We start from the raw sequence: 20,710 nt of genomic DNA, 5'->3' as shown, positions 1-20,710 counted from the left end.
ATAAGTTTCCCACGATCCCAGACCCATGCAAATACTACCCTTGACAATTTCCCTTTTTCCTTAACTTGTCACCAATGTGTTCAGGCAGTTTGTCAATTAATCGGATGTCGCCTAAAGGTGTGTCGGCAAAGTTTTTCTGGTAAACTAACTGAGCGTCGGGATTGATTTCGCTGCTTAATACGCATTCTGTTTCCAGATTCAAGGAACGAGCGGCGGATTCAAAGGCTAATCTCATGCCGCCTATTCCTGAGAATAAGTCAATAAAACGGATGGTTTTCATAGCCTTAAACTGGCTTGTTAAGATTGATATCTTGCACCATTGTTAACATGAGGCAGAGCCTCTGGATCTTTGTTACCAGGTAGAACCTGGTAACGAGAGAACCTGGTAACCAGAGACGAGAGAAACGAGAGGACTTTTCGGGGTTGGCTTCTAGCCCAGCGCACAAGAAAGAGTTTCAAGAAATAGGATTGTCACAATTAGATGCGCGCCCGGTTATTTTTTGCTACTAATCCATTCCTTAAGATCCTGAATGGTAAAAATGGCTTGAAAATCCAATCCGGCCTCGCGATATAATTCCCCTCCACCTTGCTCTCTGTCAATCAGCGACAAAATACGATCGACTTTATAACCAGCCGCCCGCAACCGTTCCACCGCCTGCATCGCCGACTTACCCGTCGTCACCACATCCTCCAAAACCGCCACATTCGTCCCCTCTGGCAACAGCGGCCCCTCAATATACGCCATTGTCCCGTGTCCCTTCGTCTCCTTTCTGACAATTAAAGCTGGTATAGGTCGATCGCCCAAAGCCGAAACTACGCTCACCGCAGTTACAATCGGGTCAGCGCCCAAAGTCAAACCACCTACAGCTTGCACATCCGACGACAACATCGACAACAGCAAACGTCCCGTTGCCAAAGCACCTTCAGCGTGCAGCGTCACCGGTTTGCAGTTAATGTAATAAGAACTTTTCTGGCCCGAAGACAGCACAAAATCGCCTTCACGATAAGCAAACTCGCACAACAAATCTAGAAGTCGATCGCGCAACACCTTTAAATCCGCAGCATCCATAACTCACACCGTGTAAAAAACACAAATAATCCGTCGATAATCAGTTTATAGTGGAATCGGAATTAATTAAAAAGGCCCAAATATATGAGTCAAAAGTTAAAAAGCCTGAGCGGCGCATTAATTCTCGCTGTCGCCTCTGCCGCACTGGCATCGGTCAAACCAGCTCAAGCACAAACAGAGCGATTTCACCCGATTGCCGACGACTTCAACCGACAATTTTTTCAAGCTTCAGGAGACTTTTACCACAACGTCAGCTTGCAAGGTTACTTGGGCGACTATTTAGGCATCGGTTCCCCCAGCGGCGTCGTTGCCTTTCCCGAAAAAGAAATTGAGCGGGATGCTAGTCGCGTCAACGGCTTCTACCGCCGAGTAATGCAGCGGCAAGTTTCCAGCGACCCGATTCTGCGCGTGCCAGATGCCGTCAATCCCTTCGATGCCTCAATCATGGCACTGCCTGCAGCTTGCCAGCTAGGACCTCAACCAAGTAGCTGTTTCCCCACTCCCGCCGGACTCCAAGATCAGTTTACACTTCCAACGCAGCAGCAAAATTCACCGAGTGATCCAGGGCCCGTTAGAGGACTTTATCAAATATCGCCCCCTGGCCAAAATTAATCGATCGACAGTTGCGAGTTTTGAGCCGAGGCGAGTTTACTCAATCTCGGCTTTGTTATATTCGAGAGAAAGCCTCAACCCGCCCCAAAAGCTCATGTTTTGGCAATCCTTTCGGTAAACCCGCAACTCGCTTTTTTTAACTATCGCCGTTATTTCACAGGACTAAATATTATCCAATATTTATCAAACAATGCTGCCATCAGGCATGATTGTTCCTTTCAAAATAGCTTCACCCAAATTAGCTCCCGCCAAGTTCGCTCCCCTGAGATTTGCCCCGGTCAAATTAGCCCCTCTCAAATCAGCTTTGCCAAGGTTTGTCCACCGGAAATCTGCCGCAATCAACTGTGCAAAACATAGATTTGCCCGGAAAAGATATGCTCCAGTGAAGTGAGCTTCTCCGAGGTTAGCTTTAGAGAAATTAGCTGCATAGCAATGTGCTTCAATCAATTCGGCTTGAGTGAGATTAGCTTGACAGAGATTAGCACAGTTGAGGTTCGCGCCCATCGCATTAACTCCAGACATCACCGCACCGATTAAATTCGCATCACCGAAATCTGTTTCTTGGAGATTAGCAGCGGTGAGGTCAGCCCCAATTAAATTAGCACCGCTCAAATCAGATCCCCTGATGTCAGCCGCTTGCAGGTTGGTTCCCGTTAAATTAGCTTTAATTAAATTAGATTCCAGCAGTTGCGCTCCCGCAAGATTTGCTAAACTAAAATTAGATTCTGCCAGGTTTGCCGCAATTAATTTAGCCTTAAACAAATCTGTTTTAAAAAGGTTCGATCGCCAAAGATATGCACCTCTGAGATTTGCTTCCGCGAGGTTAGCTTCGCTGAGATCCGGTTCTATATTTGGGTTGAGACTTCTCCATTTAATCCAAGTGACTGCACCTTTTTTTAACAGCGCTAAATGCTGTGTATTTGCCATAATTGCATCTCCTTTAACGGCTATTCCTTGCGACCAAAAATTGCTGGATTTTCTCGACCCGTCACGCTTTCCACCGCCGCAATTGCTGCCTGGGAACCTGCTATAATATCTCGTTCTGCGCCGCCAAGGTAAAGCCGTCCGAAACTACCTACAGCCTGAACCTCTAAGATGTTAATAGAGGCGCCTTTTTCTGCTTCATTAGCTGCCAGCGCTGCATAGGCCGCCGGTTCTACTTCCAAGACGTAAAGCGTTTGTCCCGCCAGCAGCAACTGTCCGCGCCGGGTGCGGTTGATTAATTGTGTTTGGTGGGCATCAATATTGCGAATAATTTGACTGGAAATCACTCGCGGTTTGATACATTCTTCTCTGCGGACTCCGATGAATTCTAGAATTGCTTTGCCTGCTGCCCGCGTTTCCCCCTGCTGACTCGAGTGTACTTCCAGAAGACCGTACAAGCGCTCGACTATCTGCACCCCTGGGCGCACGGAGGCAGATTTGAGGGCGACATCGGTAATTCGGTTAATTTCGATACCGGGCGAGATTTCTATCCACAGCGACGCATCCCCTGGCAGCGGCAAGAATCCGGCGGCGACTGTGCCGATGTATGCTGCGTGCTGTGGCTGCAAGTTGTCTAGAAATACGTAGCTGCGTAACTCTATACCCAAAAGTTTTGATCTCCGTCGATCGAGTTCCAACACTTATCTGTGCAATATCTGAGTTTACCTTTTTTTGTAAACAACACCTTGTCTATTGTCGGGACTGCCGGAGTGCCTCATAACCGACTGAGGTGCCAGACCCCCTATGTCTAGTACCGGAGTGCCTCCGCGAGCAATATTTCATTTTGTGTGTCTGCTAAAAATTGGATATCAATCTGTAGTTATAGGTGGAACATAACCATCTTTACTGCTAGAGATGGATTTAACTTTAAAAGCCCATTGATATAGTTTTGATAGTTAAAGATTTTAGCCAACAGAGAGCATTTGAATTATGAAACGTTCTGATTTATCCAAAGCAATCGGTGCAGGTATTATAGCTGCTGGTTTAGCCCTAGCACCAGCTCATCTCCCTGCTTCAGCTCAGACAGATACAACGGGCGGTACTACTTCCGGTACTAACAGCACTACAACCACCACAACTCCTCGCTCCGATGTCTACAATGCTGAGACCGATCGCGATTTTGATTGGGGATGGTTGGGATTGCTAGGCTTGTCTGGTTTGTTGGGTTTGATTCCCCGCAAACGCGAAGAAAATGTCCGCTATACAACTACAACGAGTGATCGCGAGCCAGCCGTGCGAAGTGACTACCGCTAAGAATCGAGTCTTAGGGCTGTGGGCATTATGCAGGGACAGGATGTTTTAACCTGTCCGACTAGCACCAAAAATAATCAAAAAACCTCCATCTGTGAGGTTTTTTTGTTTGAGATGATGCGCGAGCAAACGACAATAAAATTGGTTACATCTGGGATGTTACACCATTTTCAATAAGCTTTTTATGAACAGGCAAGATGCCTGTTCCACAAAAAGTTAATTTTATTGTGCGCCATTGCTCCTAGCCAGTCAATAAAACGCTGATTGAAAAGGGTGCAATATCTCAGATATAAGCGGAATTGAGATTATTAACTTCTTCCTATCTTCTTCCCTTCCTCCTACCCTTCGGGAACGGCTTCGCCGACCGCGTTCTTTGGGTCTTCGCGGTTCATTAAATAAAGACTTTTCCGACACAAAAACACTTTAAATAAGGTTTTGGCCCGATCGATCGAGTACCTCCCAAATCGCCTGCACCAACTTGTCGGGATCTAAAGGCTTGGAAATGTGGCGCCAGAACCCCGCAGCCAGCGCCTGCTGATAGTCAATTTCTCCAGCATAAGCCGTGAGGGCGATCGCCGGAATCCGTCCCCCTTTGTCGGGCGCCAGAGCCCGAACCTGTCGCATCAACATATAACCGTCCGTGTCGGGCATTCCAATATCGCTCAACAGCAAATCCGGCACAGACTCAGTTAAAACCGCCAAGGCATCGGCCGCGTTAGCAACTGCTGTAACACTTGCCCCACACTCCTCAAGCAGAAAAACCACTAAATCTAGCGCATCGGCCTCATCATCCACCGCTAACACCTTGACACCGCTCAAATTGAAGGATTGATCGGGCGACGCAGTTCCCGCAGGACTTGTCTGAGACTGGATCGGCATCAGAGGTATCCTGACAGTCAAGGTTGCACCTTGTCCTTCGCCGGGACTGTCAGATTTCACTGTACCGCCGTGGAGTTCGACGAGATGGCGGACGATCGCCAATCCTAAACCCAATCCGCCAAACTTGCGCGTCATCGAGCTGTCAGCTTGCCGGAAGTAGTCGAATACATAGGGCAGAAAATCAGGTTCGATACCTTTTCCCGTATCAGTTACAGTAATTTGGGCCAAGGTGTCCACCCGATCGAGAACGACTTGGATTTTGCCCGACGGCGGGGTGAACTTGACGGCATTTGACAGCAAATTCCAGACTACCTGCTGAAGTCTGCCCGCATCGCCCAACACCGGGCCCAGATCCGGTGCAAATTGAGTGGTGATTTGAATCGACTTGACTTGGGCCGCCAGACGCACCGTTTCAATAGCAGCGCCGATGACCTCGGCTAAATCCACAGGTGCAATATTCAAGCTAACCTTGCCTTGCAGAATCCCCGACACGTCGAGCAAATCTTCGATAAGCTGGGTTTGCAGTTTGGCGTTGCGCTCGATCGTCTCTAAGGCATAACGCTGCTTTTGGGGTGTCAGAAGATTCGATTGCAGCAGCTTCGCCCAGCCCATAATCGGGTTTAAGGGAGTCCGCAATTCGTGAGACAAAACAGCCAAAAATTCGTCTTTGACGCGGTTAGCCTGTTCTGCTTCTTCCCGCGCTGCCTTTTCCCGCGCTAGAAGGAGTTCCCGTTCCGCTTCTGCAACTTTTTGATCGGTAATATCGGTGTTAGTGCCACACCAGCGCAGCACGTTGCCTTGATCGTCGCGAATCGGCACGGCGCACGAGAGAAACCAGCGGTACGATCCGTCTTTGCCACGCAAGGGGAAAGTATCTTCCCAGAGTTCGCCTGTTTCAATGCAGCGCCTAAATTTTTCCACAACGCCATCGAGGTGTTCCGGGTGGTGCACCTTTTGCCAGCCCCAGCCTAGCATTTCTTCTAGGGTGGTGCCTGTGTAGTCAAACCAGCGTTTGTTATACCAGAAAATCCCCCCAGCAGCATCTGTCATCCAAGCCAACTGAGCGATGTTGTCAGCTAGAGCGCGGAACCGAGCCTCGCTTTCGTGCAGCTCATGCAGAGCTCGCGCGTGCAGGATCACCGTCCAGAGGCGAGCCACCACTTCTTGCATCAGCCAAACTTCATCGGGCCGCCAGTGCCGCACCACCCTTGATGTCACCAGCAAAAGAGCCACCCAGCGCCCTTCCTGAAGGCAGGGAACATCGACCAAAGCGCGAATACAAACGGCACCGTAGTTATCGAATAAATGCGCTGTATGGGGGTAAGTAGCGATATCTGAGATGACAAGGGTTTGACCTGCCATAGACAGAGCTTTCAGTTCTGGCGTCTTAAAGTCTGAGATTTGATAGGTGCCGGCGGCGCTGGCAATGTCGGACTGGTGCCAGTCTTGGTGGACAATTGCCCGATCGGCTTCTACATCAATTTCGTGCCAGATGCAGCGATCGACCTTTAAATATTCTCCCAGACTGTTCATCGCTTCCGACAACATTTCTGCGGGGTTGAAGCGCTGCCGCAAGCGGGCTTCGAGATCAGAGAGAAACTGCTCGTTGAGTTGGGCTTGTTTGCGATCGTGAATATCGGTGTTTGTGCCGATCCACTCGACAATCTGGCCTCCTGCGTCGCGAATTGGCACGGCCCGGGACAAATGCCAGCGTTCCATTTGGTCTACTGCCCGCCGGAGGCGCAGCTCAACTTGATAAACTTCTCCTGTGATTAGACATTCTTCCCAACGGGCCCAAGATTCTGCCAAATCCGAGGGTGGGACTAGGGATTCCCAATTGCTTTGAACGGCTTCCTCGTAAGACATCCCCAGATATTCCAACCATTTTTGTTGATTGGTAAAGCGAATTTGTCCGCCGGAACTTACGTTCCAAATCAGGTGGGGCAGCGACTCAGCCAGGAAGCGGAAGCGGCGATCGCTTTCTGCTAAGCTTTCTTCGGCTCGTTTGCGATCGTCAATATCAATGCCGATACCAGCCCATTGCAACACCTTTCCCTTCCTGTCTTTGACTGGTACAAGTCGCGCTAGATGCCAGCGATAATTACCATCAAACCTGCGTACCCGACACTCGAATTCGTAGGCTTCCCCTGCTGCAATCGCAGGAGTGCGCGTGGCGACAACTGCTGGCAGATCATCAGGATGAAATAATTGCAGCACCGGCGCAAGCATCGGCAATTCTGGCATCATCCCGGTGTAGCTTTTCCAGTGTTGGTTGCAAAACTCTAACCTGCCGTCGGCGGTGTTGATCCACATTAATTCCGGGACACCATCGGCGAGGGTGCGATAGAGATTTTCGCTGTGCCGCAGTGCTTCTTCTATTTGCCGGCGCTCGGTTTTGTCCTGCATAATTTTTAGGAAACCTTGCACCTCGCCGTCTGCGTCGCGCAGGGGCATCACCAGCCCGCTGCCCCACAAGTGGCTGCCGTCTTTGCGGAGGTGCCAGCGCTCGTTTTCTCCTCTTCCCTGAGTCAGGGCGATGTGCATTTCTGCTTCCGGCATTCGGGCTGCTGAGTCTTCTGGAGTAAAGATGATGCGTCCGTGCTGCCCGACGATTTCAGTTTCGGAATAGCCCAGCAATCTCTGGGCCCCTGCGTTCCAACTGGTAACCTGTCCACCAATGTCGAGGGTGAAGATGGCGTAGTCTTTGGCGCTGTCGAGAATCAACTGCAGGTGGGTTTCACGATCGCACAGTGCTGCTTCTGCTTGTTTACGCTGGGTAATGTTGCTGGTGAAGCCGACTATTTTGGTTGCTTCACCTTGCTGGTTGCGGATCAAACAGCCGCGCTCCGAAACATCGATCCAGCGCCCGTCTTGGTGCTGGACTCGGTACTCGATTTCATAGCGATCCGGAATATTCAAGATTGATTGCCCCCCGGCTTGGATGCGTGCCAAATCGACAGGATGGATGCGTTCTCTCCACCACTCTGCTGTTGCCGGTGCATCCTCTGGGTAGACACCGACGATCGAGCACAGTCCCTCGGAACGGTAAACTGAGTTTGCTACCAAATCCCACTCAAACACCATCCCGTCGATCGCCCTTGTAGCTGATTGGAAACGGTTGTAGCTTTCTTGCAAGGCGAGTTCGGCCATTTTGCGAGCGGTAATTTCCTGTACCACCATATGAATTCCGACAATCTCTGGGCCCCTGTCTCTGAGCGGCCACCAATTCTGGAGCCAAGTGCGAACAACAGTGGGTTGATCCCTGGTTTCACCCGTGAGTTCAAAATTTCGGATCGGTTCTCCGGTGTCTAGAAGGTGGCCCAACAAAGGTTCGGCTGTGTCTGCCCAGTCGGGGACAATTTCGCGCAGGGTGCGGCCGATGTGCGCTTCGACGGCCAGGCCGTTCATTTGGGCAAACCGCTGGTTGATCCGCAGGAACCGCAAATCTGTGTCTAAAACGGCTAAACCCACGGGAGTTGTTTGGTAGAGCGACTCTATCTCTAGAAGTTGACGGCGCACGGTTTGTTCGCTTTCTTGTAGGGCGAGTTCGGCTTTTTTGCGATCGGTAGCATCAAATAATACTCCGATAAACCGCACTGCTTCGCCTGCCTCGTCGTAGAGATAGCGCCCGAACGCGCTCAACCAGCGGATTTCTCCGCTGTCGGCCCGGATGATGCGGTATTCGGGGGAGTAGAGCGATCGTGTTTGCCGAGCTGTTTCTATTTCCTGTAGGACTTGCTTTAAGTCGTCTGGATGCACGCTGTTTTCCCACACAACCGCGCTTGCTTCGCCGCCGGGTACCGGTTCGCAGCCCAAAATGCTGAAATGGGTCGCCGACCAAATTACTCGATTTGTTCGCACGTCTAAATCCCAGGTTGCCATGCCTGAGCCTTCGATGGCGACGCTCAAACGTTCTTCGCTTTGTTTCAAAGCAATTTCAGTTTGTTTGCGCTCGCTGATATCTGTCACGGAACCCACAGCCCGCAAGGGATTGCCTGACTCGTCCCAAATTGCTCGCCCTCTGGCTAAAACCCATTTGTAGCGCCCGTCCCCACAACGGATGCGGTACTCGCAGCAGTAATGTGAGGTTTCTCGATCCAAGTGCTGCTGCCAATTGCTTTGCATTATCTCCAAATCATCGGGATGAATGTAGCTCAAAAATTGGCTGAATTCCTTGACTTCTTCAGGCCGACGTTCCAAAATCTCTAAACAGCGATCGCTCAGGATCTGGCAATTGGTTTGCAGGTTGTGATCCCAAATGCCATCGTTGTTGCCCTGCAAGGCTAGCTGCCACCGTTCTTCGCTTTCTCGCAAAGCTTCTTTGGTTTGATTGGCGCGATCGATTTGTACGGCGGCAACGGCAAAGTCTGCTAGGACGATCGCGATCCGCAAGTCTTCGGCATCGAATTGGCGATCGGAATCGTGAGATACAATCCATATTGACCCCAGCGGTTGATTTTCTGCTTCCAGTGGCACGACTAACGCTTCGGCGATCGGCAATTCTAGCTGCTGTAAGTCGGTAAAATATTGTTCGGGAGCGAAGTAAAGCTGAGGAGTTTGGCGATCGATCGGGGGGCCAGACAAACGCAATTTGCGGGGTGTGTTTGTATTTTCTGCTGCTTCCCACGCGCCCGCCAATGCCTCCCACCGAAAGATTTGTTCGGAACGGGCATTTTCTTCTAGTAAGCATACTCCGACACTTCCTGCACCGCACAAATCTTTTGCGATCGCCACCAGTGTTTTGAGCAGCCTGTGGGGTGAGGTTGCCAATTGTCGAGCAAGCGTTTGCAGCGCTCGGTTTTCTGCTTTGTGATCGTGTGATCTAGGGATGCGGCGCGACAGTTCATCGGCGATCGGAATGTCGGTTAAATTAGTTTGTGGGGTTTGCCAAGCTTCCATCAATTAGTGGTCTCTATGTCTTTCTGTCTGAGCAGGCGAGCGTACATCAGCGCCCTCTTAAAGCATCTGCTATAAATTATAGCATCTACGGAGAGACAGCATTATTTCTCTACTAGCTATCTAGGGAATTTATTTTTAGTTTTCAGGTTAATTGATTGCCTTGCTTACTTTTACTATTGTCGCTACAATATGCACAATTTTATTCCAGAATCGCGCTTTTTTCCCTATCTAACTTGGACCGAAATTCAGTCTATGCTGGATAAGGAAAACACGGTGATAATTCAGCCGCTAGGTGCGATCGAACAGCACGGCCCCCATTTGCCTTTAATTGTAGATGCGGCAATTAGCACAGCGGTGGCAGGCAAAGCCCTGGCAAAGTTAGAGGCAAATATTCCCGCCTATGCTTTGCCACCTTTGTACTATGGCAAGTCGAACGAACACTGCCATTTTCCCGGTACAATTATGCTCAGTGCTCAGACTGTTTTAGCAGTAATCAGTGAAATTGCGGACAGTATTTATCAAGCTGGATTTAGAAAATTAGTGTTAATGAATGGTCACGGCGGACAGCCACAGGTAATGGAAATTGCGGCGCGGGATATTCATCAGAAATATCAGGATTTTTCTGTTTTTCCGCTGTTTGTTTGGGGCGTTCCGAATGTGGCTGCTGAATTATTAACTGCGAAGGAATTGGAGTTTGGAATTCACGCGGGCGATGCAGAAACGAGTTTGATGTTGTCAATTTTGCCCGAACAGGTGAAAATGGAACTGGCTGTTTGCGAATACCCGCAGGGTTTACCAACAGACAGTTTGCTGAGTATGGAAGGGAATTTGCCTTTTGCTTGGCTGACGCGAGAGTTGACTGAAAGCGGTGTGTTGGGCGATGCGACGGTGGCGACGAAAGAAAAGGGATCTCGTATTCTCGAATCTCTCTCTGACGGCTGGGCACAAGTTATCAAAGATGTTTACAAATTTCGCCAGCCGCGTAGTAATTAAAAATTAAGAATTAAAAACCAAAAATTGTTCTAATTCGTGTCAAAATGAGTCTAAGAAATTTTTTGAGTTGGAAAACTAACGATGAGTGTAAATTCTAAATTGCAGCGCGCATTTGAGCAAGGTCGCGCCCTGAAAATTATCAGCGGTTTAAATAATTTTGATGCCGCCAACGTTGCGGCTGTCGTCAAAGCAGCGGATCTCGGCGGTGCTTCCTTTGTCGATATTGCTGCCGATCGCGATTTGGTATTGATGGCAAAACAGTTGACAAATTTGCCAATTTGTGTATCTGCTGTGGAACCGGAAAAGTTTGTGCCTGCGGTAGAAGCTGGCGCTGATTTGATTGAAATTGGTAACTTTGATGCTTTCTACGCAGTAGGCCGCCGCTTTGAAGCTGAGGAAGTTTTGCAGTTGACTCGCGAAACTCGATCGCTGTTTCCCAACATCACTCTTTCTGTAACAGTTCCCCACATTTTGGCACTCGACAAACAAGTGCAGTTAGCAATTGAATTAGTCAAAGCTGGCGCTAACATCATCCAAACCGAAGGTGGCACCAGCGCTCAACCAATTCACGCCGGCACATTGGGATTAATTGAAAAAGCAGCGCCTACTTTGGCTGCCGCCTTTGAAATTTCCCGCGCCGTATCCGTCCCCGTACTCTGCGCTTCCGGTATCTCCAGTGTCACCGCACCCCTCGCTATTGGAGCCGGTGCTGCGGGTGTTGGTGTCGGTTCTGCTGTCAGCCAACTCAATAGCGAAGTGGCGATGATTGCGGCTGTTCGCAGTTTGGTTGAAGCTTTGGCTTTGGTTTCGCGATCGCACTTGTCGGCTTCCATTTAATTAAGAAGGAAGAAGGAAGTTCGGCAACGGATTCTGTAACGGATGTACCGGATGTCAGGGAGAAGGAAGAAGGAAGTTCGGCAACGGATTCTGTAACGGATGTCAGGAAGAAGGAAGAAGGAAGATTTTTTCCATCCCCACTCTCCCCTTCTCCCACTCTTCCTCTCTTCCCATCCCCCACTCTTTCACTTTTCCACTCTTCCTTAATAATTGATAAACCACACGGCATAATCATCTAATAACTGATTGTTGCGGGAAATTACATCAACTGACTCTAACTCGAATAAAGGCAACATAAACTTTTGGCGATCGCTGACGCGCTGCACTTCCACAAATATGCCTTCTTCCTGAACCACCAAATCCTCCAACCGACTAATTGTGAATCTATCAGTATAAGAAGGTTGAGTTTTTTTGAGCCGTGCATATTCTTTTTTGCTGCCGGAACCCATTGTATATTCTTCTTCCCATTCAAACTCTTCTATGCCAGTAACGTGGCAGGGAAGTTGAATATTTTGCTTGATGTACTCTAGATATTTGACTGTATTTTTTAGAGTACAATCAATATTTTTAGAACCCAAAATCTTACTGATTTTAGTTTCCAATTGCTTGTTATTAAATGGCATATTTTTATCGAGATGCGCTAACGTTTCTGGATCGAACCCCGCTCTCAATTCGGATAATTCCTCCAGCAGGCTCTGAAAGTCGTTGACCGGTTTCGGTCTTCTGCCTGCTACAATGGTTTCATCAAGCTGAACTGGAGGAAGTTCGGATTGTGAAGAAAGGGATTTGCTTTGCTTTGGGCGATCGTCCACTTTAGACTTGTTAACTTTAGACTTGTTAACTTTAGACTTGTTAACTTTAGGCTGGTTAAGTTTAGGCTTGTTAAATTTAGGCATCGCTCGGTCTCGCTGGATCGGTTTATCAATAAAGTATATCTTGGCAGAAGTACATTCGTGTCTGATAGGAGGAAGCTGTAATGCAACTACTGAAATCACCTGATGAATCGCCAGTCTATCAAGGACAATTCGGCGAATTTACGATTACTCAAAACGATCGCACGGGAGTGTTGATTTACCGCGCTGGATTGGGGGTGGCGGCGCTGTGTTTTGCGATCGGCACTACTCTGGTGCTACAACAGGGCGACAACCCGATGGCAATCCAAGCTGTAACGCCTGTTTTTGCTTGTTTCTGGATAGCTTTAGGCGTCAGCTTGGCAACTATTCACATTTACATGATTGCGCTGCACCGAACACTACAGGCGTTTTGGGCGATCGGCGGCGCGGCAGCATTGTTTGTGGCCCTACAAAGCAGCCAACCTCTAGCTTTAGCAGTGTACGAACATCCCGCCACTTTGTGGGGAATTGGCTTTACTTTTGCTGCCTTAAATGGCATTTATTTTAAGGAAGCATTCTGCTTTAATCGCCTCGAAACTAAGTTTTTGACTCCGGGAGTTCCTTTGTTAATTTTAGGACATATTTTTGGATTTTTGTCAGCCGAAAATGAACAATTTTTGCTGGCAGTTTGGGCGGCTTTGTTTATTATCTTTGCTGTACGCAAGTTTTTTCAACCGATGCCGCAGGATATTGGGGATAAAAGCGTTTTTGAGTATCTTAAACACCAATAATTTGGGAATGGGGCATTGGGAATGGGGCATTGGGCATTGGGAAATTATATCACTTTCTCACTATTTCCCTCTTCCCCAGTCTCGCCGAATCTGCCTCCATACCTGAAAACATCTAGATCGAGTTAAAATGAGAATTCGTCTAATCCGTCGTCGAGAAATGTGGGTAATTACCAGGGAAGGTTGGGTAATTGCAAGCACGGGATTGATAATTTTAATGCTCTTAATTCTCACAAATATCCATCCGTTTTTGGCTGTAAATGCGCCGATTAAAGCAGATATCTTGGTTGTCGAAGGGTGGTTGCCGGATTATGCGATCGAAAGTGCGATCGCAGAATTCAAAAAAGGCGAATACCGCCAATTAATTACCACAGGAGTTCCTTTAAGTAAAGGCTTCTATCTTGCTGAATATAAAAATTATGCCGAACTAACTGCCGCGACTTTTATTGCGCTAGGATTTGATACAAACCAAGTAGTAGCAGTACCAGCAGCGAGTGTTGTCAAACACCGCACTGCTGCTTCGGCGATCGCACTTCGCGATTGGCTGGCTGCTTCTGCCATAAAAGTTGAATCAATTAATCTTTATTCTTTTGGCCCTCACGCCCGCAGAAGTTGGATTGTTTTCAAAGAAGTCCTGAATCCTGAAATTAAAGTCGGGATTATAGCTGCTGAATCGCAAGATTACAACCCACAAGAATGGTGGAAATCGAGCGAAGGTTTTCGGACTGTGATCGGAGAAATTATTGCTTATATTTACGCCCGTTTCGTTGACTGGAAAACCTAGCCAGTAATTGTCAACTTCCCTCTTAATTCTCTTCGCTTTATTAGCGCCTTCGCGGTTCGTAAAAAAATATTTATATAGCAATTATTGTAGGAATCGTAATTTTTTTACCCCACCCCAACCCTCCCCTTACCAAGGGGAGGGAGTAAGAAATTAACAAATGATTTAGGATTGCTATATATTAAACAACAAATGATAAAATTATTCTCAGATAAGTTGAGGGTAACTCGTTGCTAGAAGAACGCGCTTACTGGTTGGCATGGTCGCAAATTAACGGTATCGGGCCGATTTTGTTGCAGAGATTGCACCAAAATTTCAAGAGTTTGGCAGAAGCTTGGACTGCAAAACCAGTAGATTTAATGCGAATCGAAGGGTTCGGCAAGCAGATAATTGAAACCATTGTGCAAGAACGAACAAAACTTAATCCTGAAGAATTTATCGAAAAACATCTTATAAAAAATCCCTGTTTTTGGACGCCCGCCGATCCAGATTATCCCCGCTTATTATTGGAAATTCCCAATCCGCCACCAGTGTTGTATTATCGCGGTTTAGTTGATGTAAAAGAGAATCAAGGAATTACACCGACAGTGGCAATGGTTGGTACTCGCAGCCCTACGGAATACGGCAGAAGGTGGACTCGCAAAATTAGTACGGCTTTGGCTAGAAGCGGTTTTACTGTGGTTTCGGGATTGGCGGCGGGCATTGATACAGAGGCTCATACAGGCTGTTTGGATGCGGGAGGAAGGACTTTCGCAGTAGTGGGGACGGGAGTAGATATTGTATATCCTAAACAAAATGAGAGGTTGTGCGATCGCATTTTACAGCAGGGATTGGTAATTAGTGAATATCCGGCGGGGACTCAACCGAATAGAACTAATTTTCCGCGCCGAAATCGCATAATTGCTGGCTTAAGTCGCGCTACAATAGTGATAGAAGCTCCGCATAAATCTGGTGCTTTAATTACTGCTTATCAAGCGAATGATTTTTGTCGGGATGTGTACGTTTTGACAGCAAGATTGGATGATGAGCGTTCCTTTGGGTGTTTGGAGTTGCTGAGTAAAGGTGCTCATCCGATTCTGCCGAGTAGCGATCGACTCTTAAGCGAAGACAGGCTGTTGGAAATGCTCGGAGCTATGCCAAAATTGGATAGAGCCGAGCAGTTGTCGCTATTTCCCCCAAATCCGACGGTTGAGAAGCAAGGGCCGCCGTTGGAGCCGGAATTGGCTAAGGTGTTAAGTGCGATCGAATCTGGGCCGATTTCTTTTGATACAATTGTCGAAGTGTCTGGATTAGAAGCAGGAACAGTTTCTAGTATACTTTTGCAGTTGGAATTGTTGGGATTAGTTTCGCAGTTACCAGGAATGCGATATCAGCGATGCTGATGTGAAAGAAAACTGGGCGGTTGAAACCGCGTCTACACGGACAAAATCCGCCTGCGCGGATTGAAGAGAAGACGCTGTATTTTTCATTGTTGTTTAAGTTTCGATCCCCCTAAATCCCCCTTAATAAGGGGGACATTGAATACTCTTGTCCCCCCCTTATTAAGGGGGGCTAGGGGGGATCGAGCGAACTATTAGAACAATTGCTTGACCCGAAATCGCTCTTAAATCAATCCGAAATTAACCGCACTAATACTGCTAGCAGAAACACCACCCAGAGAAGCTAAAACTTCCCCTGTTTGTGCCAACCGGATTAAAGTTGCACCGCTATCTTGAGCAATCGCCAATTGCGAGAAACTTAACCCATTACCCAATACTAACAAATCTTTACCGACTTCAAAATCAGTAATCGTATCAGTACCGGAATTGGTAGAGAGTAGGAATTTATCTACTCCCATTCCTCCTACCAAGGTATCAATTCCTAAACCGCCATTGAGTAAATCATCTCCCTTACCTCCGTAAAGAATATCATTACCATCATCGCCGTTCAAAATGTCAGCACCACGGTTGCCAAACAAGACATCATCACCGCTACTTCCCAGGATTGTATCGCTACCTTTGCCACCGAAAATAGTGTCATTCCCCAGAACTCCATCGAGGGAATCATTGCCCCTCATGCCCATCAACACATTATTCCCGCTGTCGCCCGTCAGGATATCGTCTCCATTTGTACCGAGAATTGCATTCGGGGAATTGCTGCCCAAATCAGCATCGCCGCTGACAACAGGAGTTGCAATCCCAGTCGGCAACACTACAGCTTCAATTCTGCTATCTAAAGCAGTACCAGTGTTGTCAGCAACTAGCTGGGAAATAGGTTTATTTCCTGAACCAACAGCTTTGAAGTCTTGAGTGGTTGGGCCCAAGGCTACTTGTTGGAGGCGGGCAAGTGATTCAGGAATTGATGTTGCTGTTGGGTTGGAGACAGCGGCATCAATGCGCTGATTGGCTGTTGCCATTACTGTCGCGGATTGCGATGTAATTTGGCTGATTTGTTGACTGTTGAAACTGGGGTCTATTTGCTGGATTTTCGCGGCTGCTTGCTGAATGATTGGTTCTAAGGCTGCTGCATTGCTGAGGTTTAAGACTGTACCGGATTGAATTTGAGCCGTGATTGAACTGACAACAGCTTTGACAATATCGGTATTGACTGCACTGGATGCACCGTCAATCAAACCGCTGGTTTGAGTGATGAAGTTTTGGACTTTCACCATTGCGGCTAAGACTTCGACTCCGCCCGGTTGATTGTTGTTAGTCGCTAAGATTGGATCGAAGCTAGTTAGGTCAACATCAGCGGGGAGAGAAAGGGCGGCTTTGACTAAAGATTGGGCTTCTTCTGGTTCAATTCCTTTGTCGATTAAGTCGGCGACTAAGCTGGTTAGGAGGGTGACTACACTCGCATCTGGTGGTGCGGTGACTGGTGTTTCTAGGGGTAAGCCGGTGGCGGTGTCAATGCCTCCTATGGCTACTAGATTGCCTTCTGATGGGTCGATTTCTCCGTTGTTGTTGGTGTCGAATGTCTCGAAGGGGATGTTGAGATTGAATTTACCGCCTGTGTCGGTTGTGGTGGATGGTTCATTGGTGTCTTTGACGCCGTTTTTGTTGGCATCTAAGAACACAGTTGCACCGGAGATATAACCATCAATCACCCAGCGTCCATCTGCTGTCGTTGTTACCTTGAAAGTCTGTTCGCTACGGCCACCGAAAGAGTCTGTAGCTATTAACTTCGCCTCGAAGGGTTGCGAACCGCTTGGGGGAGTTCCGGTGAATGTGATGGTGTTTTCCCAAGGGTTGAATTGAAGTCCTAGCCAATTAGTGTTTGAGCCACTAAATTCTAAAGGACTGCCATCAGGTAGAGTTAACTGGTAATTAATCTGGTCGCCATCGGGGTCAGTGTATACATCTTTGATGGCTTGGTTAAACTCACTGTACCGAGAGCCCAGGTTAATTTGCTTTTCTGGAGGACTGTTCTCAATTCTAAAAGTGCCTCCTCCGGCAAAGAGCGAACCTTCCCAAGCAGTATCAATTGCTTGCACGCCCCAGTTATATTCTCCGCGAGGCAAGTCTTTCAGTTGCCAGCGGGTGTTTTGACTGACATTCCCCAAACCTACGAGTTGCCGAGTTCCATCGATATTCCAAGACATCGGGGAAAGAATATCCTTGCCATCCGATCCCGTAACTCGCAGGTTGTAGCTTAAACCGAGATCTGGAGTTTCCTCGTCTGTCCCTCGGTTCCACTTGAAGGTAACATCTCGACCGGAAACTTCAGCCGGTAGTAGTGCGGGTGGACTGGGAGGAGTGTTCGCGATCGCAGTGTTATTGCGGAAGACTTTGGTAAAGAAGTCGTTTTCGTTTATGAACCCGTAGGGGTTGTTTGTTGAAGAACCCGTGAGCAGGATATCCAATTTACCATCCTTGTCGTAGTCTCCCCAAGCAGGGTAGGAGTCGAACTTATTACCAGGCTCTGCGCCACTATCGATTTGTACGCCACTGTCGGTAAAGCCATTGCCGGTGTTTTGATAGTAGATTTTGGTGACGCTTGTTCCTAAACTTTGGGGGTTTTCCTGCTTCCAACCAGTGACCAGGATATCCAATTTGCCGTTATTGTCGTAATCTCCCCAAGCAGCTTTAGCTTGACTCAAACCAGGTATCTGTGCACCTATGTCTTCAAAGCTGGCTGACCCATTTTCACTGGTTGTGTTGCGGTAGACTTTGGTGAAAAGCTGGCCTGAACCATTCGCGCCCTCGATCGCCCCCGTGAGCAAAATATCAAGTTTCCCGTCGTTGTCGTAGTCTCCCCAGGCCATATCATAAACATTGGCGCCAAAGCGAGGGAATTCTGAACCTAAACCAGGCAATGATACGTTTGTGTCTTTAAAAACGCCATCGCCCAAGTTGCGGTAGAGTTTGGCTTTTTGCCTTGGCCCCCCTGATTGAGTCTGCTGTGACTCCCTTACCTTGATGAGAATATCGAGTTTGCCATCATTGTCAAAATCCGCCCAAACCCCTGAACTGGTAGCACCAGCTATTTCGCTAGTAGAAAATAGCGGTTCGCCAGTATCGAGACGTGCTTCGCTGTCTTTAAAGCGGTCTTGAGCGATCGCACCTGTGTTGCGATAGAGCGTGGTGACGATCGGGTATTCCGGGTAAGAGCCTTGTGTATTGAGCAACAAATCGGGACGCCCGTCATTGTTGTAATCTGACCAACTCGAGCTAAAAATTGTAGAGGGGAGCTTGTCACGTAGAACTGTTTCCAACTTAAAGTCCGCATTACTGTAAGTGTTATTAGGAACGTTGCGGTAGATTTCGTACCTGAGAGTGTTGTTGCTATCGAGATTGGTGTTGGTCAGCGTGGCATCCAGTCGCCCGTCATTGTTAAAATCTCCCCAGATTGGGTTATAACCTGGCAAGTCGGCTTCGCTAAAGCCAACTTCGCTCAATCTTTGACCGGTGTTGTCGTAGATTCCAGTGTTGTAGTAGGTTCGGTTGTTTCCGAGGATATCCAGTTTGCCGTCATTGTTGTAGTCTCCCCAGATAGCTGAATACAAACCAGATATCGGAACGTTCGTGTCGGTAAAAACTGAAATTTGGTTGAGGGCTTTCCGGAGATTCAAGCGTCCGCCACTGACCGTTGTCCCTTGCAGAGAAGGAAGTGGGTCAGTAGTTGTCATTAAGATGTTTTTTAGCTCCGTGACTGTCAGGCTGGGGTTCTGAGCTAAAAGCAGAGCCGCTGCACCTGCCACATGAGGGGCTGCTTGAGAGGTGCCTGCACCCCAGCCATACTGATTATTAGGGAGTGTGCTGCGGATGTCACGCTGATCGCGTGGAAAAACCGCAGCAGTTCCGCCTGGAGCACCTAGGTCTACTGTATTTTTTCCATAATTCGAGAACCAGGATAGCTGGTCTACGTAATTCGTGGCAGCTACCGAGATGACATTAGGGAGGTCGTAGTTAGCAGGGTAAGACGGCTCACTGTCGTTGTCTGAACTGTCATTACCCGCTGCTGCTATAAACAAAACGCCCTTCTTGTTGGCGTCGCCGATCGCATCTTTCTCAGCTTGGGAGAACCCGCCACCACCAAAGCTGGCATTAATCACCTTTGCCCCATTTTTTGTGGCGTAGTCAACTGCTTGGATTACATCGCTAGTCGACCCCCTTCCCTGAAAGTCGAGAAACTTTAATGGCATGATGCTAACATTGGGGCTCACCCCCACTACACCGATGTTGTTGTTGCCAGCAGCTCCGATTGTTCCCGCCACGTGGGTACCATGACCATTGTCATCCATCGGGTCTGGGTCTTTGTTAGTAAAGTCATAACCGCGCACATCATCAATGTAGCCGTTGCCATCATCATCTTCGTTTTTTATGCCTGCTATTTCTACTGAGTTCGTCCACATATTAGCAGCAAGGTCTTGGTGATCGTAGTCCACACCCGTGTCAATGACCGCCACTACTACATTTTTGCTACCCCTTTGAATATCCCAAGCTTCCGGTGCATCAATATCGGCATCTGGCGTCCCACCAGTCTGTCCAGCATTATTCAAACCCCAGAGTTGATCGAATTGTGGATCGTTGGGTACTGAGTTGATAGAGAGCAAATAGTTGAGTTCAACGGTCTCGACCCTGGGATCTTGAGCTAAGCTGGTTTGAGTCGCTAGCAAATCTGCATTTGGAGCCAACTTTACTAATCGCCATTGCTCCAATTCACCTGGCTCCACTGCTGAATTGATCTGTACGCTTGGCGGCACTAAGTCTTCGATTGCGATCGCGCCATTAATTTGAAAAACACTCTGGATGGCAACATCGTTTACATTACGTCTCAACTTAACTAGAAGCTCACCTGGCTTATATTCCACCCCAGTTGAGGGATCGACTGCGACTCGCGCATTGCTAGCAGTCTCGTTACCCCTGTTAACAACAGTGGCATCCGGTGCATCGAGACCGTTGTAGTTACTATCGGCACTCACAGCAGGGGCAGTCACAATCTGATAAGTCTTATCGCCGTCAAATACTCGATCGTTGACACCCGTTACCGTAACCGGCCGCCACTGATTCCAATTAGCAGAATTGAAGGTAATTGATTCCGTTGAAATTACTCCCTCTGCCTCATTGCTGCTACGCAAACCAATCGTTACATCCGCAGTCGGTTGGCGGTTGAGTTTGATGGTGAATTGGTCTGTGCCACCTGCTTCTGTAGTTACTAATCCCGATGCCGGACTAATAACAATGCCGGGACTTCCAAGTATCGGCGTCGGTGTAACTGGAGTTGGCGTCGGTGTAACTGGAGTTGGCGTCGGTGTAACTGGAGTTGGCGTCGGTGTAACTGGAGTTGGCGTCGGTGTAACTGG

The 20,710-nt window shown here is 48.3% G+C and carries 14 protein-coding genes; 7 read left to right on the top strand and 7 right to left on the bottom strand.

What is annotated here, in order from left to right; translation table 11 throughout:
- Positions 1 to 34: 34 nt before the first annotated feature.
- Positions 35 to 280: a DNA cytosine methyltransferase gene (locus QT979_RS17785; RefSeq protein WP_333311263.1), complete on the bottom strand. Its 246-nt coding sequence runs from the start codon at positions 278 to 280 to the stop codon at positions 35 to 37.
- A gap of 213 nt (positions 281 to 493) precedes the next feature.
- Entirely contained in the window at positions 494 to 1,069 is a 576-nt protein-coding gene (gene pyrE, locus QT979_RS17780; protein ID WP_333213739.1) for an orotate phosphoribosyltransferase, read from the bottom strand.
- An 84-nt stretch (positions 1,070 to 1,153) separates the two neighbouring features.
- On the opposite strand from pyrE, the gene QT979_RS17775 reads away from it, so the two are divergent.
- Complete coding sequence (locus tag QT979_RS17775; RefSeq protein ID WP_333311262.1) at positions 1,154 to 1,681, top strand: hypothetical protein; 528 nt, start codon at positions 1,154 to 1,156, stop codon at positions 1,679 to 1,681.
- A gap of 183 nt (positions 1,682 to 1,864) precedes the next feature.
- Here QT979_RS17775 and QT979_RS17770 read toward each other — a convergent pair whose 3' ends face one another.
- Together QT979_RS17770 and QT979_RS17765 are read right to left on the bottom strand one after the other, a co-directional pair.
- Positions 1,865 to 2,608: a pentapeptide repeat-containing protein gene (locus tag QT979_RS17770; protein ID WP_333311261.1), complete on the bottom strand. Its 744-nt coding sequence runs from the start codon at positions 2,606 to 2,608 to the stop codon at positions 1,865 to 1,867.
- 20 nt (positions 2,609 to 2,628) lie between these two features.
- Positions 2,629 to 3,273 (bottom strand): hypothetical protein, encoded by a 645-nt coding sequence (locus tag QT979_RS17765; protein WP_333084286.1) that lies wholly within the window; start codon positions 3,271 to 3,273, stop codon positions 2,629 to 2,631.
- A 322-nt stretch (positions 3,274 to 3,595) separates the two neighbouring features.
- On the opposite strand from QT979_RS17765, the gene QT979_RS17760 reads away from it, so the two are divergent.
- Positions 3,596 to 3,919 carry a WGxxGxxG family protein gene (locus QT979_RS17760; RefSeq protein WP_333213733.1) on the top strand — a complete coding sequence of 108 codons (324 nt, stop codon included), beginning with the start codon at positions 3,596 to 3,598 and terminating at the stop codon, positions 3,917 to 3,919.
- Positions 3,920 to 4,339: 420 nt separating this feature from the next.
- Here the strand turns inward: QT979_RS17760 and QT979_RS17755 are convergent, their stop codons facing one another.
- Complete coding sequence (locus QT979_RS17755; protein WP_333311260.1) at positions 4,340 to 9,694, bottom strand: PAS domain S-box protein; 5,355 nt, start codon at positions 9,692 to 9,694, stop codon at positions 4,340 to 4,342.
- A 189-nt stretch (positions 9,695 to 9,883) separates the two neighbouring features.
- Between QT979_RS17755 and QT979_RS17750 the strand changes: the two genes are divergently transcribed.
- Together QT979_RS17750 and QT979_RS17745 are read left to right on the top strand one after the other, a co-directional pair.
- Positions 9,884 to 10,687 (top strand): creatininase family protein, encoded by an 804-nt coding sequence (locus tag QT979_RS17750; protein ID WP_333230152.1) that lies wholly within the window; start codon positions 9,884 to 9,886, stop codon positions 10,685 to 10,687.
- Between the two features lie 81 nt (positions 10,688 to 10,768).
- Entirely contained in the window at positions 10,769 to 11,524 is a 756-nt protein-coding gene (locus QT979_RS17745; protein WP_333160931.1) for a DUF561 domain-containing protein, read from the top strand.
- Between the two features lie 203 nt (positions 11,525 to 11,727).
- Here the strand turns inward: QT979_RS17745 and QT979_RS17740 are convergent, their stop codons facing one another.
- Entirely contained in the window at positions 11,728 to 12,420 is a 693-nt protein-coding gene (locus QT979_RS17740) for a calcium-binding protein (protein WP_333311259.1), read from the bottom strand.
- Positions 12,421 to 12,500: 80 nt separating this feature from the next.
- Between QT979_RS17740 and QT979_RS17735 the strand changes: the two genes are divergently transcribed.
- The 3 genes from QT979_RS17735 to dprA all read left to right on the top strand — a co-directional run bounded on the left by QT979_RS17735 (position 12,501) and on the right by dprA (position 15,308).
- Positions 12,501 to 13,148, top strand: coding sequence for a DUF2301 domain-containing membrane protein (locus QT979_RS17735; RefSeq protein ID WP_333055172.1), 648 nt, complete (start codon positions 12,501 to 12,503; stop codon positions 13,146 to 13,148).
- Between the two features lie 127 nt (positions 13,149 to 13,275).
- Positions 13,276 to 13,929, top strand: coding sequence for a YdcF family protein (locus tag QT979_RS17730; protein WP_333230155.1), 654 nt, complete (start codon positions 13,276 to 13,278; stop codon positions 13,927 to 13,929).
- A 227-nt stretch (positions 13,930 to 14,156) separates the two neighbouring features.
- Positions 14,157 to 15,308 (top strand): DNA-processing protein DprA, encoded by a 1,152-nt coding sequence (gene dprA / locus QT979_RS17725; protein ID WP_333311258.1) that lies wholly within the window; start codon positions 14,157 to 14,159, stop codon positions 15,306 to 15,308.
- Between the two features lie 221 nt (positions 15,309 to 15,529).
- Here dprA and QT979_RS17720 read toward each other — a convergent pair.
- Positions 15,530 to 20,710: S8 family serine peptidase (locus tag QT979_RS17720; protein ID WP_333311257.1), on the bottom strand; the 5,181-nt coding region annotated here is incomplete at its 5' end.

Origin of the sequence: Microcoleus sp. w2-18bC1, from assembly GCF_036700365.1 — a bacterium.
Classification (GTDB): Bacteria; Cyanobacteriota; Cyanobacteriia; order Cyanobacteriales; family Microcoleaceae; genus Microcoleus.
The sequence above is the reverse complement of the archived record's forward strand: the minus strand, read 5'-3'. Positions and strand labels throughout refer to the sequence as shown.

Bases quoted from the DNA above. Each gene is read 5' to 3' on its own strand.
- QT979_RS17750 (WP_333230152.1), top strand. From the start codon at position 9,884: ATGCACAATTTTATTCCAGAATCGCGCTTTTTTCCCTATCTAACTTGG.
- QT979_RS17785 (WP_333311263.1), bottom strand. From the start codon at position 280: ATGAAAACCATCCGTTTTATTGACTTATTCTCAGGAATAGGCGGCATG.
- QT979_RS17760 (WP_333213733.1), top strand. From the start codon at position 3,596: ATGAAACGTTCTGATTTATCCAAAGCAATCGGTGCAGGTATTATAGCT.
- QT979_RS17735 (WP_333055172.1), top strand. From the start codon at position 12,501: ATGCAACTACTGAAATCACCTGATGAATCGCCAGTCTATCAAGGACAA.
- QT979_RS17770 (WP_333311261.1), bottom strand. From the start codon at position 2,608: ATGGCAAATACACAGCATTTAGCGCTGTTAAAAAAAGGTGCAGTCACT.
- QT979_RS17740 (WP_333311259.1), bottom strand. From the start codon at position 12,420: ATGCCTAAATTTAACAAGCCTAAACTTAACCAGCCTAAAGTTAACAAG.
- QT979_RS17730 (WP_333230155.1), top strand. From the start codon at position 13,276: ATGAGAATTCGTCTAATCCGTCGTCGAGAAATGTGGGTAATTACCAGG.
- QT979_RS17755 (WP_333311260.1), bottom strand. From the start codon at position 9,694: ATGGAAGCTTGGCAAACCCCACAAACTAATTTAACCGACATTCCGATC.
- pyrE (WP_333213739.1), bottom strand. From the start codon at position 1,069: ATGGATGCTGCGGATTTAAAGGTGTTGCGCGATCGACTTCTAGATTTG.
- QT979_RS17745 (WP_333160931.1), top strand. From the start codon at position 10,769: ATGAGTGTAAATTCTAAATTGCAGCGCGCATTTGAGCAAGGTCGCGCC.
- QT979_RS17775 (WP_333311262.1), top strand. From the start codon at position 1,154: ATGAGTCAAAAGTTAAAAAGCCTGAGCGGCGCATTAATTCTCGCTGTC.